General features: G+C 73.9%; 11 protein-coding genes. 2 read left to right on the plus strand and 9 right to left on the minus strand.

Features of this window, described 5'->3' with window-relative positions:
- Positions 1–100 precede the first annotated feature (100 nt).
- The 7 genes from ACSNOB_RS11550 to ACSNOB_RS11580 form a co-directional block, all read right to left on the minus strand.
- Complete coding sequence (locus ACSNOB_RS11550) at positions 101–1,606, minus strand: MFS transporter (RefSeq protein ID WP_436686666.1); 1,506 nt, start codon at positions 1,604–1,606, stop codon at positions 101–103.
- Positions 1,603–3,414, minus strand: a complete 1,812-nt coding sequence (locus ACSNOB_RS11555; protein ID WP_436686667.1) for an IucA/IucC family protein — start codon at positions 3,412–3,414, stop codon at positions 1,603–1,605. Before ACSNOB_RS11555 ends, ACSNOB_RS11550 begins: the two co-directional genes overlap by 4 nt.
- The gene (locus ACSNOB_RS11560; protein WP_436686674.1) at positions 3,411–4,007 is read right to left on the minus strand and encodes a GNAT family N-acetyltransferase; all 597 of its coding nucleotides are present in this window, start codon (positions 4,005–4,007) and stop codon (positions 3,411–3,413) included. Before ACSNOB_RS11560 ends, ACSNOB_RS11555 begins: the two co-directional genes overlap by 4 nt.
- A gap of 5 nt (positions 4,008–4,012) precedes the next feature.
- Positions 4,013–5,311, minus strand: a complete 1,299-nt coding sequence (locus tag ACSNOB_RS11565) for a lysine N(6)-hydroxylase/L-ornithine N(5)-oxygenase family protein (RefSeq protein ID WP_393112092.1) — start codon at positions 5,309–5,311, stop codon at positions 4,013–4,015.
- A 28-nt stretch (positions 5,312–5,339) separates the two neighbouring features.
- Positions 5,340–6,896 (minus strand): pyridoxal phosphate-dependent decarboxylase family protein, encoded by a 1,557-nt coding sequence (locus ACSNOB_RS11570; RefSeq protein WP_436686668.1) that lies wholly within the window; start codon positions 6,894–6,896, stop codon positions 5,340–5,342.
- A 143-nt stretch (positions 6,897–7,039) separates the two neighbouring features.
- Positions 7,040–8,278, minus strand: coding sequence for an MFS transporter (locus ACSNOB_RS11575; RefSeq protein ID WP_436686669.1), 1,239 nt, complete (start codon positions 8,276–8,278; stop codon positions 7,040–7,042).
- Entirely contained in the window at positions 8,275–8,985 is a 711-nt protein-coding gene (locus tag ACSNOB_RS11580; protein WP_393112086.1) for a siderophore-interacting protein, read from the minus strand. The genes ACSNOB_RS11575 and ACSNOB_RS11580 overlap by 4 nt, the downstream gene beginning before the upstream one ends.
- 98 nt (positions 8,986–9,083) lie before the next feature.
- Here ACSNOB_RS11580 and ACSNOB_RS11585 point away from each other — a divergent pair, with 98 nt between their 5' ends.
- Positions 9,084–11,150, plus strand: coding sequence for a penicillin acylase family protein (locus ACSNOB_RS11585; RefSeq protein ID WP_436686670.1), 2,067 nt, complete (start codon positions 9,084–9,086; stop codon positions 11,148–11,150).
- The gene (locus ACSNOB_RS11590; RefSeq protein ID WP_436686671.1) at positions 11,147–11,707 is read left to right on the plus strand and encodes a GNAT family N-acetyltransferase; all 561 of its coding nucleotides are present in this window, start codon (positions 11,147–11,149) and stop codon (positions 11,705–11,707) included. Before ACSNOB_RS11585 ends, ACSNOB_RS11590 begins: the two co-directional genes overlap by 4 nt.
- Here ACSNOB_RS11590 and ACSNOB_RS11595 read toward each other — a convergent pair.
- Positions 11,689–12,540 (minus strand): ABC transporter permease, encoded by an 852-nt coding sequence (locus ACSNOB_RS11595; protein WP_436686672.1) that lies wholly within the window; start codon positions 12,538–12,540, stop codon positions 11,689–11,691. The two genes, ACSNOB_RS11590 and ACSNOB_RS11595, sit on opposite strands and share 19 nt — an antisense overlap.
- Positions 12,541–12,655: 115 nt before the next feature.
- Entirely contained in the window at positions 12,656–14,110 is a 1,455-nt protein-coding gene (locus ACSNOB_RS11600) for a cellulase family glycosylhydrolase (protein WP_436686673.1), read from the minus strand.
- Positions 14,111–14,393 lie beyond the last annotated feature (283 nt).

A 14,393-nucleotide genomic window follows, 5' to 3' on the forward strand; every position in this document is an offset into this window, starting at 1 on the left:
CCGACGCCGCCGGGCCCGACGCCGCCAAGTCGACGCCGCCGGGCATGCCCACGCGGCCCGCGCGGCGGTGTCGCCGCCGGGCATGGCGGTGCACGCGGGCTCAGCCGGTCCGCTCGGCGCGGCGCAACAGCGCGGCGGCGACGCAGCCGCCGGCGAAGACGGCCACGGCGCCGACCGTCTGGCCCGTCTCCAGCGCGGATCGGAACGCGTCGGCGACGAGCCCGCGTTCCGCCTCGGTGCGGGCCGCGGCCAGGGCGGCGGGGAACGACCCGGCCCCGGCCAGAGCGGCGGGCAGCAGGGCGGCGAACCGGGCGTTCAGGATCGCGCCGAGCACGGCGACGCCCAGGCTGCTGCCGACCTCCGTCATGGTGCCGTCCACCCCCGCCCCGGCCCCGGCCCTCTCCGGCGGGATCGCGCTCATCACCGCCTCGACGATGGCCGGATTGGCCAGGGCGCAACCGGCGCCCATCACGAGCAGCCCCGGCAGCAGCACGCCGTAGCCGTCCGTCGGGGCGTGGGTGATGAGGGCGAGACCGCCGGCGAGCAGCGTCATCCCGAGGGCGATCGACCGGGGCAGCCCCAGCCGCCGGATCACCCGCGCGGCGACCCCGGCCACGTTGAGCAGGACGATGGAGAGCGCGAACGGCACCATCCGCAGCCCCGCCTCCCAGGCCGGGTAGCCCCGCACGAACTGGAGGTGCTGGGTCAGCAGGAACAGCGCCCCGGTGGCGCCGAAGGTGATCAGGACGACCCCGGAGACCGCGCCCACGAAGCGGCGGCTGCGGAAGAAGTGCATGTCCAGCATCGGGTCGGCGACCCGCCGCTCCCAGGCCACGAAGGCGGCGAGCAGGAGCACGCCCGCGCCCGCCGCGCCGAGCACCGGGGTGGCCGTCCAGCCCCGCTCCGGCCCCGCGATGATCGCGTAGACGACCGTGGTGAGGCCCGCCGTGGAGAGCAGCACCCCGCCGAGGTCGAGGCGTCCGCCGGTCGGACGGCGCGACTCGGGCACCAGCGTCCACGCCGCCACCAGGCAGACCAGCACGATCGGGACGTTGACCAGGAAGATCGCCCCCCACGGGAGGTGGGCGAGGACGAGCCCGCCGAAGGGCGGCCCGGCCGCGAACCCCAGCGCGCTCGCCGCCGCCCAGAGCCCGATCGCCCGGGACCGCTCGGCGTCGTCGAAGACCTGCATCGCCACCGCGAGGGTGGCGGTCACCAGGAGCGCGCCGCCGATCCCCATTCCGGCCCGGGCGGCGATCAGCTGGCCGCTGCTCTGGGCGAGCCCGGCGACCAACGACCCGAGCCCGAACAGCACGAGGCCGGCGAGGAGCATCCGGCGGCGGCCGTACCGGTCGGCGGCGCTGCCCGCGGTGAGCAGCAGTCCGCACTGGACCAGGGCGTACGCGTTGATCATCCACTGGACGTCGACGGTGCTGGCGGCCAGCTCGGTCGTGAGCACCGGGATCGCCACCGTCAGCACGGTGTTGTCGAGCACCACGGTGACCTGGGCGAGGCAGAGCACGCCGAGGATCAGCCACCGGCCCCGCACCCGGCCGTCCGCGCCGGCCGCCGGGGGGGCGGCCGGCGCGGCCGTGGTCACGGTCATCGGTTCGGCGCGAAGCGGGCGATGGGGTTGACCAGGGTGCCGACCAGTTGCAGCGCCGCCGACGGGTCGGCGAGATCGACCATCTGCCGGTTGTTGCGCAGCTGGAGCCGGTTCAGGCAGGACAGCGCGAACTCCGGGGCGAACAGGTCGTAGCGCCGCAGCCGGTCGGCCAGGTGGGGGACGCTGTCGGCATACTCGGCGGCGCACTCGGCGACGGTCCGCCAGAAGGTCTCCTCGTCGAGCACGCCCTCGGTGACCAGGATCGCGCTGAGGTAGCGCAGGAAGCAGTCGAAGACGTCGGTGAAGATGGACAGCAGCTTCATGTCCTCCGGGACGTCGGCCCGGACCCGCCGCACCTGCGGGGGCAGGTCCGCGTCCGGGTCCATCACCACGATCTCCTCGGCGATGTCCTTGAAGATGGCCCGCTCGACCGTACCGCCGTCGAGGACGAGGATGACGTTCTCGCCGTGCGGCATGAAGGCCAGGTCGTGGGCGTAGAAGCTGTGCAGCAGCGGGGTGAGGTAGGCGTCGAGGTACCGCCGCAGCCACACCCGCGGCGCCAGCCCCGACAGCGCGATCAGCGCGGCCGCGAACGAGCGGCCGTCGCGGTCGGTGTGCAGCAGGGACGCCATGGTGGCCAGGCGCCGGCCCGGCTCCAGGCCGGGCACCGGGCTCTCCCGCCACAGCGCGGCCAGCATCTTCCGGTACGGGGAGTACCGGTCGGTCGCCGCCTCGTACTCCAGGTGCCGGTACCCGATCGCGGCCCGCTCGCGAATGATCGACAGGCCGGTCCGCCGAAACACCTCGTCGCCGGCGATCAGGTCGGCGAGCCAGTCGTTGATGGCCGGCGTGGCCTCCATGTACGCGGCGGACAGCCCCCGCATGAAGCCCATGTTCAGCACGGACAGCGCGGTCTTGACGTAGTGCCGGGCCGGGTCGGTGACGTTGAAGAAGGTGCGGATGGACTGCTGGGCGAGGTACTCGTCCGGCCCCGGGCCCAGGCACACCAGCCGGCGCTGCGCCACCTCGGCGGCGAACGTGACGGAGATCCTGTTCCACCACTGCCACGGGTGCACGGGGATGAGCAGGTAGTCGGCCGGGTCGAGGCCGAGCCCGGTCAGCGTGCCCGCGAAGGCGGCCAGGGTCTCGTCGCCGAGTTCCGCGCGGAGCAGCGCGTCGTAGTCGAGGTCGGCGGCGCAGGTGAAGGTCGTCCGGTCGCGGTGCGCGGCCAGCCAGATCAGGCGGACCGGGCGGGCGGCCTCCGGGGCGTACGCCCGGTATTCGTCGATGCCGAAGCCGATGCGGCCGTTGTTCGCGACGAAGCCTGGGTGCCCCTCGGTCATCTGGGTCTCGATGGTCTGGAAGTCCGCCCGGGCGAGTTCGGCGGCGCTCACCGCCGGCTTGTCGAGCTTGTACGCGGTGCTGGCCAGGGTGGAGCTGATCTCCTCCAGGTAGACGGGGAGGATCTCGTCGCTGAGGCCCAGCGCGCCGCGCAGGTCGAGGCAGAACTCCAGGGCGTCCAGCGGCAGCTCGGCGTCGCCACGGTGCCGGGTGATGCTGTCGGCGTCGATCCGCCAGTGGTCCAGGGCCAGCAGGTCGGCGCTGAACCGGTAGACCACCTCGCCGTCGTCGCCGCGCACCTGGAAGAGGCGCTGCCCCGTCGTCGGGCCGTCCGGCCCGGCGGGGACCGGCTCGGGTGCGAGCAGCCGTTCGTGGGCGAACTCGGCCAGGGCCTTGCGGACCAGCAGCCGGTTGGCGCGGGCCCAGCTCTCCGGCGTCAGGTGGGCCACGGATGCGGAGGGGTTCACTCGGGCAGGTCTCCTCGGGTTGCGACGGGAGGGGTGGGGGTCGCGCCGGTCGCGGCCTCGAACTGGGCGCGGGTGCAGACGCTGAGCAGCGCGTCCTTCTCGGGCTTGGCGATCCGGCCGACGACGGTGAAGCCGACGGCCGCGTTGAGGGCGTGCACCGCCGTGTTGCGCACGTCGGGCTCCACCACGACCCGGCGGGTGGCCGGGTCGGCGAACAACCACGCCATCACGGTGGTGATCACCGCGCGGGTGAAACCGTGCACCGGCGCGTCCGTGGGCGCGCAGAGGAAGTGCATGCCGACGTCGCCGTCGACCGCGTCGTGCAGCCCGACCAGCTCGACGTGCGCGGGGTCGTACCGCTCGGCGAGGAAGGCGGGCCGGCCCTCGTGCAGGCCGAGGAACGCGTCGTGGTGCGGGTGCGCGGCGATCCGCCCGTACTCCTCGGCGACCCGGGCCACGTCGGCGTCCTGCATCAGCCAGAACGCCGCCTTCGGGTGGGTCACCCAGCGGTGCAGCAGCGGGGCGTCGGCGTCCGGGTCGAGGGCACGCAGGGCGAACTCGCCGAGCCGGTCGTCGACGCGGCGGTAGACCACGTCGGTCACGACGCGACCCCGGCCGGCGCGCCGAAGTCCTGGAAGGCGATGCGCTTCTCGATCGGGTAGTGCTCGCGGCCGAGCATCTCCCGGATGATCCACGAGTTGCGGTACGGGCCCATGCCCAGGTCGGGCGAGGTGATGCTGTGCGTGTGGGTGCCGGCGTTCTGCAGGAAGATGCCCCGGCCGGTGTGGTCGATGCTGTAGTTGCGGGCCACGTCGAAGCGGCCGTGGCCGTCCCAGCGGATCCGGTCCCGCACCGGCTCCAGGAACTCGGGGACGCGGTAGTGGTAGCCGGTGGCCAGCACCAGCCCCTCGGTGGCCAGGGTGAAGTCGCGGTCCTGCTCGACGTTGCGCAGCCCCAGCGTGTACGTCCCGCTCGCCTCGTCGTACGCGGCGGTCGTCAGCGCGGTGTTGGTCAGCAGCCGGGTCCGCACGGGGCCGCCGATGCTCTTGGCGTAGAGCAGGTCGTAGATGTCGTTGATCAGGTCCGCGTTGATGCCCTTGAACAGCCCCTTCTGCGCGGACTCCAGCCGGTAGCGGGTCGCCTCCGGCAGGGCGTGGAAGTAGTCCACGTAGTCCGGCGAGGTCATCTCCAGGGTCAACTTCGTGTATTCGAGCGGGAAGAACCGCGGCGACCGGGTGACCCAGTTCAGCTGGTAGCCGCCGCTGTCGATGTCGCCGAGCAGGTCGTGGTAGATCTCGGCAGCGCTCTGCCCGCTGCCGACCACGGTGATGCTCCGCTTGGCGCGCAGCGCCGCCCGGTGCTCCAGGTACCGCGAGTTGTGCACGACGTCGCCGCCGAGCTCCCGACAGGCGTCGGGCACGTGCGGCGGGGTGCCCGTGCCGAGCACGAGGTGCCGGGCCCGGTGGCTGACCTGCTCCCCCGTGGCGGCCACCGTCGCCCGCACGACGTAGTGCTCGTCGGCCGGGTCGAACTCGACCGAGGTGACCTGCTGTCCGAACCGGACGCTGCGCAGCTTGCCGGCGGCCCAGCGGCAGTAGTCGTCGTACTCGCTGCGCAGCGGGAAGAAGCTCTCCCGGATGTAGAACGGGTAGAGCCGCCCCGACTCCTTGAGGTAGGCCAGGAAGGAGTACGGGGAGGTCGGGTCGGCGAGCGTGACCAGGTCGGCGATGAACGGCGTCTGGAGGCGGGTGGAGTCCAGCAGCATCCCGGGGTGCCAGCTGAAGCTCTCCCGCGCCTCCAGGAAGAGGCCGTCGAGGTCGTCGATCGGCTCGGTCAGGCACGCCAGGCCCAGGTTGTACGGGCCCAGCCCGACGGCGATGAAGTCGTACGTCGACATGTGGTTCTCCAAGGCGGGGGGTGGATCGTCAGCCGACGGGGCAGGACAGCTCGGCGGTGGCCCTGGTCTGCGCGTACCAGCCGGCGTGCTCGGCGACGAGGTCGAGGACGTGGGCGATGTCGTCCAGCGTGGTCTCGGGGTTGAGCAGGGTGAACTTGAGGTAGTGCGCGCCGTCGACCTTGGTCCCGGCGACGAGCCCGGCGCCGGAGGCCGCCAGCGCCTCGCGGGCGTACAGGTTGGCGTCGTCGACGACGTCCCGGCCGGCGCCGGTCGGCAGGTAGCGGAAGACCACGGTGCTCAACTGCGAGCGGGTGACCACCTCGAAGCGGGGGTCCCCGGTGAGCATCTGCCAGGCGTCGGCGGCGCGGTCGACCACCTCGTCGAAGAGCGCGCCGATCGCGTCCGGACCCATGATCCGCAGCGTCAGCCAGAGCTTCAGGGCGTCGAAGCGGCGGGTGGTCTGGAGGCTCTTGTCGACCTGGTTGGGGATGCGCTGCTCGACCATGCGGGCCGGGTTGAGGTAGTCGGCGTGCCAGGTGGCGTGCCGCAGCACCCGCCGGTCGCGCACCAGCAGCGCGCTGGAGCTGACCGGCTGGAAGAAGGACTTGTGGTAGTCGACGGTGACCGAGTCGGCCCGCTCGATGCCGTCGAGCAGGTGCCGCCGGGTCGGCGACACCAGCAGCCCGCAGCCGTACGCGGCGTCGACGTGCAGCCAGACGCCGGCGGCCGCGCAGATGTCGGCGATCCGCGGCAGCGGGTCGATGGTGCCGAAGTCGGTGGTGCCGGCGGTGGCCACCACGGCCATCACCACCAGCCCCTCCTGCCGGCAGCGGTCGATCTCGTGGGCCAGTTCCTCCGTACGCATCCGCCGGTCGCCGTCGGTGGGCACGGTGACCACCGCGTCCGCGCCGAGGCCGAGCAGCTTGGCCGCCTTCTGCACGCTGAAGTGGCCGGCCGCCGAGGTGAGGATGCGCAGCCGGGACAGCAGCTCCGGCCGTGCCGGGCGCCCCGTCGACCGGCCGACCTCCCGGGCGCAGCTCTCCTCGCGGGCCAGCAGCATCGCCTGCAGGTTGGACTGGGTACCGCCGCTGGTGAACACGCCGTCGGCGGCCGGCCCGAGGCCGATCCGCTCGGCCGTCCAGTCGATGAGCCGGCGCTCGATCAGCGTGCCCCCGGCGCTCTGGTCCCAGGTGTCCAGGGAGGAGTTGACGGCGCTGAGGACCGCCTCGGCGAGCAGTGCGGGGATCACCACCGGGCAGTTGAGGTGCGCCAGGTAGCGGGGGTGGTGGAAGAAGACGGCGTCGCGCAGGTAGACGTCCTGGAGCTCGTCGAGCGCGGCGCCGGTGTCGCCCAGCGGCCGGTCCAGGTCGATGCCGGCGATCCGCGGCGCCAGCTCGTCCGGTGTCACCCCCGTGAACGGCCGGTCCGCGCCGGCCACCCGGGTCGCCACCCGGTCGATCCCGGCGGCGAGCACGCGCCGATAGTCCTCGACCGAACCGGCGGTGAACAGGTGGGCGCGGGCGCCGTCGGTGCCGGGGGTCACCCCGGTCGACGGTGCCTGGACGGTGGATCCGGGCAGGCTCATGCGGGTCCTCAACGGTCGGGAGTGGACACGGTGGCGGGGGACGGTGGACGTCGCCTTCCGCACGTGATCCGGTGATCGAGCGAACTTAGGTTACCCTAACCTAAGTTCGTGTCAACATTGTTGCCGTGTCATATCGATCTCGCTCAGTTCGGCGCGGTCGCCAACACCCGGTCTGCGGGGGTCGCCCCGGCGGGGCGCCGGAACCGCCGCTGGTGCGCCACACCCGTCGCGACGCCGAGCGCCACCAGGACGACGGAGGCCACCGCGACCGAGGGGTAGCCGATCAGGTCGGCCGCGGCGAGCGCGAGGGAGGCGGCGACGAACGAGCAGACCAGCCCGAACGACGACAGCACGGTGAAGTCGGTGCCGCCCGTGCCGGGCCGGGAGTAGTCCATGTTGACCGTGTAGAGCACGACGTTGGCGACCGTGTAGGCGGCCATGAAGCAGCACAACGCCGCGACGGTCCCGCCGAGCGGGGCCCGGCCGTTCATCAGCGGCAGCAGCAGCACCGTGGACACGGCCAACGCCGCTCCCCCGGCGACGAGCACGCCGGCGCGCCCGAACCGGCCGATCCCGGCCCCGGCGAGCAGACCGGCCACGATGGCCGGCGCGCTGGTGACCACGCCGGTCACCACGCCGATGCGTCCCAGCGACCAGCCGGCGTCGACCAGGGCCGGCGTGACGAGGGCGTACGCCGCACCGGCTCCGGTGTAGACCAGCGGGACCACGGCGAAGGTCCACCACCGGCAGCCGGGCTGGCCGAACACGGACAGCAGCGCCCGGTACGCCTGGCCGGTGCGGACGCGGTCCACGCGGGCGGGCTCCCGGAACCGCCACACCACCAGCAGGCCGACGGCGGTCAGCGCGACCAGCAGCAGGATGGCGGGCACCCACCCGAACCGGTCGTAGACGATCACACAGGCGCCGCCGCCGAGCAGGTTGCCCGCGTAGCTCGCGGCGACCTGGATCCCGTTGCCGGCGCCCCGCGACCGCTCGGACAGCAGCCGGACGGCGACCGCGTCGACGGCGATGTCCTGCGTCGCGGAGAGGAACACGTACGCGACGCAGATCGCGACGACCGGGCCGAGCTGCTCGGCCGGGCGACCGAACGGCAGCAGGGCCAGCAGGGCCAGCACCAGGCCGGCCTGCAGCACCAGCAGCCAGGAGCGGTAGTGCCCGCGCCGGCGCGAGCCGTACCGGTCGAGGATCGGCGCCCAGAGGAACTTGACCGGCCAGACCAGGCCGACGAACTGCAGCAGCGCCAGCGTGTCGAGGGACGTGCCGCCGTCGCGCAGGATGGCGGTCAACCCGACGGTGATGAAGCCGACGCCGAGGTACTGGGTGACGTAGAGCGTGGTGAGCGTGCCGAGCCGACCCTTCACCGCGCGCTCCAGTAGGCGAGCGAGGTGAGCTGGTGCTTGCCGACGCCCAGCGTCCGCCGCACGTGCTTGGTGATGCCGCGCGTGCTGGCCGCCTCGCAGGCCACCCAGTAGTGCGCGTCGTCGGCGGCGGGCAGGGCGGCGCAGACGGTGTCGACCAGGTGCCGCCCGCCGTCGCGGCGCGGCACCCAGGTGACCTCGTGCCGGTCCCGGGCGCGCGGCGTCAGGGCCTTCTCGCCCTCGTCGGCGTACTCCAGCCAGACCGTCGCCGGGACGTCGGGGGCCGCGTCCAGCAGGCTGTTCACCGCCGGGAGCGAGGCGGCGTCGCCGATCAGGTAGAGGTGACGCGGGGCGGGGTCCGGCAGGCTGAACGCGCTGCCCTGCATCGTGGCGTCGATGGTGTCGCCCGGCTTGGCGGCGGCGGCCCAGCGGGCGGCGCACCCGTCGTGGATGGCGAACTCCAGGTCGAACCGGCCGGTCGCCGGGTCCGGGTCGACGAGGGTGTACGCGCGCTGGTGCGGACGGCCGTCGTTGTCGAACCACAGCCGGACCCACATGGTGGGGTGGACGCCGTACGCCTCCAGCAGCCCGCCGCCGTCCATGCGCAGCCGGCGGTAGTTCCCGCCGACCGACTCGGTGCCGAGCACGGTCAGCCGGAAGTCGCGGCCGCCCATCGCCTTCAGCACCAGGGCTTCCCAGTTTCGCTTCACGCACCCCTCCAGGTAAGGTCTGCCTCAGTTAGGGGAGGGTAACCTAAGTTGATGTTCCTGTGGCAGGCGGTACGGCCGCCCGTGCGACCAGGGCCGCGATGACCGGCGTCTATCGTGACCGGTGGGGGATCCCGCACCTGCGCGCCGACACCGTCAACGACCTCGCCCGACTCCAGGGGCGGGTGGCCGCCGTCGACCGGGCCTGGCAGATCGAGGTCGAGCGGTGGCGCTCGGAGGGCCGCCTCGCGGAGCACGTCGGCCCCGCCGAGCTGGGTTGGGACAGGTTCGCCCGCCGGGCCCGCCTCGACGACACCGCGCGGCGCTGCTTCGACGGGCTCGCCCCCGCCACCCGCCGGTGGGTCACCGCCTACGTCGACGGCGTCAACGAGGGGCTCGCCGCGGGCGCCGCGGCGGCGCCCGAGTTCGCGGCGGTCGGCTGCGCGCCGGGCCCCTGGCGGCCGTGGTCGCCGCTCGGCGTCTTCCTCGTCCAGCACGTGCTCTTCTCCACCTTCCCCAACAAGCTGTGGCACGCCCACGTCGCCGGCGCCCTCGGCCCGGCGGCGACCGGCCTGTTCGCCGTCGAGGGCCCCGGTGGGTCGGGCAGCAACGCCTGGGCGGTGCCCGGCGACCCCGTGACCGGCCGGGCGCCGGTCGTCGCCGGAGACCCGCACCGCATCCTCGAACTGCCCGGCATCTACCAGCAGGTGCGCCTCGCCTGCCCCGAGTTCGACGTGTTCGGCTTCGCGTTCCCCGGCGTTCCGGGCCTGCCCCACTTCGGGCACGCGGGCGAGGTGGCCTGGGCGGTCACCAACGCGATGGCCGACTACCAGGACCTCTACCGGGAAGAGCTGCGCCACGAGGGCGACCGGGTGCTGGTCCGCGACGCGGACGGCTGGGTGCCGGCGCACCGCCACGTCGAGCGGATCGCGGTGCGCGGCGGCGAGCCGGAGTCCGTCGAGGTGATCGAGACGCCCCGCGGGCCGGTCGTCGACCACGACCGGGGCACCGGCGAGGCGATCAGCCTGCGCACGCCGGGCCGGGTGGAGGGGCGCCTCGGCTTCGACGCGCTGCTTCCGCTGCTGCGGGCGCGCAGCGTCGGCGACGTCGCCGACGCGCTGCGGGACTGGGTCGAGCCGGTCAACAGCGTCCTCGTCGCCGACCGGCACGGGGCGGTGGCCCAACTGGTCGCCGGGCTCGTGCCGATCCGCGACGAGCGGTGCCGGCGGGAACCGGTGCCCGGCTGGGACCCGCGCTACCGGTGGCACGGAAGCTACGCGCCACCGCGCCGCACCGCCGTCTCCGGTGTCGCGGTCTGCGCCAACGACCGCCGCGCCGACACCGCCGATCTCGGCGCCGACTTCGCCCCGCCGCACCGGGCCCGCCGCATCCGCGCCCTGCTGGCCGACGGCGCCGGCCCGGAGGCCGTACACACCGACACCCGGCTGGAGGCCGCGACCCTGCGCGGCGTGCTAGCTCGCCTCGACCCCGACGGCCTCGGCGAGCCGGCGCGGCGCCTGCGGGAGCGGCTGATCGCCTGGGACGGGCGGATGCGGGCCGACAGCACGGACGCCGGCGCCTTCGCCGCCTGGCGCGCGGCCCTGGTCCGCCGGCTGCACGACCATCCGTGCCTGCGCCCGCTGCACGCCCCGAGCGCGTTCGACGCACTGTTCGCGCCGTGGACCGACCCGCTGTCGCGCATCGGCCACGCCCTCGACGGCGTGGTCGCCGGGCTGCACCGCCTCGGCGGCGACGTCGACCCGGCCGCCGCCGAGGCCCTGGCGGACGTCGCGGCGGGCGACCCGCCCGGGCCGTGGGGCGGTCGGCACGTGCTGCACCCGGTGCACCTCGGGGTGGAGCCGGCGGTCGACGCGGCGGTACGCGCGATGCGGGCGCGGGTCGCGCTGGCCGGCGACACCGAGTGCGTGCTGGCCACCTCCAGCGTCCCCGGAGTGTCCGACGCGTGCTGGCGCGGCCCGGTGGCCCGCTACGTGTGGGACCTCACCGACCGCGCGAACAGCCGCTGGATCGTCCCGTTCGGCGCCTCCGGGCGGCCCGGCGACCCGCACTTCGACGACCAACTGCCACTGTGGGCCGGCGGCGAACTGGCCCCGGTGGTCACCGACTGGCGAGAACTCACCCCGGAACCAGGAGCAGACGCACCATGACGTACCAGGAGAAGATTTCCGGATTCGGCGAGCTGTCGCTCGTCGTGCTGGACCCCAAGAGCCACGCCGAGCTGGTGCACGGGTGGGTGACCGAGCCCCGGGCGTCGTTCTGGGGCATGGGGTCGTACTCGGTCGACGACGTGCGGGAGATCTACGAGTTCGTCGACGGGCTCGCCACCCACCACGCGTACCTGATCATGCTCGACGACGCGCCGATCGGCCTGTTCCAGACCTACGAACCGGCGGCGGACCCGGTCGGCGAGCGCTACGACGTCCGGCCCGGCGACGTCGGGATGCACCTGCTGCTCGCGCCCGGTGACCATCCGCCGCGCGGCCTCACCACCGCCGTCGGCCCGGCCCTCGCCCGCTTCCTGTTCAGCGACCCCACCCGGCAGCGGATCGTGGTCGAGCCCGACGTGCGCAACCAGCGCGCGCTGGACCGACTGGAGCGGGAGGGCTTCACCTTCGGCGACGAGGTCGACATGCCCGACAAGCGCGCCCGGTTGGCGTTCCTCACCCGGGCCCGGTTCGAGTCGGATCACCCCGTGCCGGTCTGACGGCCGGCGGGTCCGGGCCGTCCCCGACGCAGCCCGGTCCGGACCCGCCGGCCGCCGCCCTCCCTGCGCAGGTCGAACGGGAGCAGCTCCGGCCGGGCCGGGCGCAGCCGGCCACGGGCCACCAACTCGACGGTGAGGAGGACCGCGACCGCCTCCACGGCGAGGAGCCCGACCAGCACGACGAGCTGCGTGATCCCGGCCGTGAGCGGGCTCGCGCCGCCCAGCAGCACCCCGACGAACGCGCCCGGCAGCGTCACCAGGCCCACCGTGCGGGTCTGGTCCAGCGCCGGCACCAGCGCCTGCCCGGCCACCGGGCGGCACACGAGCAGCACCGCGTCCCGCGGCGCCAGTCCCAGCGCCAGGGCGGCCTCCACCTCTCCCCCGCGGGCGGTCAGCTCGTCCAGGACCCGCCGACCCGCCAGCGACGTCGCGGTCATCGCCCCGCCGATGAGGATGCCCGCCACCGGGATGACGGCGATCCCCCGCAGCGGCACGAGCCCGCCCGCCAGCAGCCCCGCCACCACGGCCATGCTCCCCGCCGCGATCGGCACACCGGCCCACCAGTTCCAGCCGCCGGTGATCCGCCGACCCGAGGTGGCGGCCGCCACCACGCACATCAGGACGACGAAGGCGGCCGTCGCCCACAGCGACACCACGATGGCGGTGATCAGCAACGACACGGCCGCCAACTGGATGGCGGCGCGGCCCGCGGCGATGAGCACCTGCCGGCCCTGACCGAGCCCGCCGACCCTGACCACCACGGCCGCCACCACGGCCAGGGCCACCAGGGCGGCAGCCAGCTCCGGGCCCACCACCAGCATCGTCGAGGACATGCGGCAAGTCTGCCCGGGCGCACCCGGCCGGAGCCGGCGCCCCCTGCGGAACGGATCCTGTCGGCGGCGAGGCCCCGCCGGCGTGGGGCGGGGCCTCGCGGTCGGGACGGGCCGGTCAGGCGGTGGGGAAGTTGTCCGGGGTGCGGATGCGGTCCCGCAGGAGGGCCCCCGACTGGCTGAGCACGCCGGTGCCGGCGTACGTGCCGCCGGCGCAGGTGCCCGGCCGGAACGCGGCGCTGCCCTCGGCCTTGTCCGAGTAGGTCCAGTTCGCGTAGCTGATCTTCAGCCGGTCCAGCAGGTCGAGCCAGGCGGTGCTGCTGGCGACGTCGACCGCGCCGTCACCGGTGTACGCCACCGTGCCGAACTCGGTGACGAACAGCGGCAGCCGGGCGGCCGCCCGCTCCACCTCGGCGCGGTAGTTGTCCTTGTGCGACGCGGCGTAGAAGTGGAACGTGTACATGACGTTGGCGGCGTTGACCGGGTTGTCGATGATCTCGTTGGCGTTGGAGCCGTCGGAGACGCCCAGCGAGGACCAGCCGCGGGTGCCGACGACGACCACCGCGTCCGGGTCGTTGGCGCGGATGACCGGGATGACCTGCTCGGCGTAGCTCTTGATGGTCGCCCAACTGACGCCGTTGGGCTCGTTGGCGATCTCGTAGATGACGTTCTTCTTGGCGGCGTTGCGGGCGGAGACCGCGGCGAAGAAGGTCTTGGCCCGGTCCAGGTTGTACATCGGGTCGCCCGGCGTCAGGGTGTGGAAGTCGACGAGCGCGTACATGCCCCGCTGCTCGGCTTCGTCCACGAGCGCGTTGACCTGGTTGGTGAACCCGGCCGGGTTGGTCTCGTAACCGTCCTCCTGCACGTACATGGCGATGCGCAGCAGGTCGGCCCGCCAGTCGTCGGCGAGCGCGTCCAGCGAGGCGTCGTTGTAGCAGTGGGCGAACCACTGCAGGCCGTGGGTGCTCATGCCGCGCAGTTGGATCGGCCGGCCGTACTGGTTGCACAGGTTGACCCCGCACACCCGCAGTTGGCCGTTGATCGCGACGGGGGTCTGGCCGCCCGGCGGCGGGGTGGTGGGCGGCGGCGTGGTCGGCGGCGGGGTCGTGGGTGCCGGGGTGGTCGGCGCCGGGGTGGTCGGTGTGGTCGTGCCGGTGCACGGCGTGCCGTTGAGGGTGAACACCGTCGGCGGCGGGTTGCCGCCGGTCCAGGTGCCGTTGAACCCGATGCTGGTCGACGCGCCGGTCGCCAGCGCGCCGTTCCAGCTCATGCTGCGCGCGGTGACCGCGGCGCCGGTCTGGCTGTAGGTCGCCGACCAGCCCTGCCCGACCCGCTGCCCGGCGTCGGGGAAGGTGAAGCCGAGGGTCCAGCCGTCGACCGCGTCGCCCAGATTGCGGATGGTGACGTTGGCGGTGAAGCCACCGGCCCAGGTGTTGGCGGTGTAGGTGACGGCGCATCCGGTGGCGGCCTGGGCGTCGGGGGCCGGGACGGCGGCCGACGCCGCGACGGTCAGCGCGCCGACCGCGCCGGCCATCACCAGGTTGCGCCGGGACAGGCGCGGAAGGAGTCTCATGTGGGGGCCTTCGCTTCCGATCGGTGGTGGGGGTGGGGTGCCCGGTCGGAGAAGCTCCCGGAGACGCCCTGCCCACGGGCTCGGGAGCGCTCCCATGCACGGCAGCTTAGGCGGGTCGCCTTGACATCGCAACGTGTCGATTCGTCGAAGTCCCGTGGAACAGGGTTGCGGCGCGGTCGGGCCGGCCCGTCGCGCCCGTTCGACGCCCCCGGACGCGGGCCGGCCCGCCGCCGCGCCCGCCCGACCCCGGACGCGGGGGGGGGGGGGGGGGGGGGGGGGGGGG

Origin of the sequence: Micromonospora sp. URMC 106 (genome assembly GCF_051386395.1) — a bacterium.
GTDB lineage: Bacteria > Actinomycetota > Actinomycetes > Mycobacteriales > Micromonosporaceae > Micromonospora.

What these genes read in the sequence shown, in the direction of transcription:
- ACSNOB_RS11550 (WP_436686666.1), bottom strand. Translation starts at nt 1,606, where the DNA reads ATGACCGTGACCACGGCCGCGCCGGCCGCCCCCCCGGCGGCCGGCGCG.
- ACSNOB_RS11565 (WP_393112092.1), bottom strand. Translation starts at nt 5,311, where the DNA reads ATGTCGACGTACGACTTCATCGCCGTCGGGCTGGGCCCGTACAACCTG.
- ACSNOB_RS11570 (WP_436686668.1), bottom strand. Translation starts at nt 6,896, where the DNA reads ATGAGCCTGCCCGGATCCACCGTCCAGGCACCGTCGACCGGGGTGACC.
- ACSNOB_RS11585 (WP_436686670.1), top strand. Translation starts at nt 9,084, where the DNA reads ATGACCGGCGTCTATCGTGACCGGTGGGGGATCCCGCACCTGCGCGCC.
- ACSNOB_RS11590 (WP_436686671.1), top strand. Translation starts at nt 11,147, where the DNA reads ATGACGTACCAGGAGAAGATTTCCGGATTCGGCGAGCTGTCGCTCGTC.
- ACSNOB_RS11595 (WP_436686672.1), bottom strand. Translation starts at nt 12,540, where the DNA reads ATGTCCTCGACGATGCTGGTGGTGGGCCCGGAGCTGGCTGCCGCCCTG.
- ACSNOB_RS11600 (WP_436686673.1), bottom strand. Translation starts at nt 14,110, where the DNA reads ATGAGACTCCTTCCGCGCCTGTCCCGGCGCAACCTGGTGATGGCCGGC.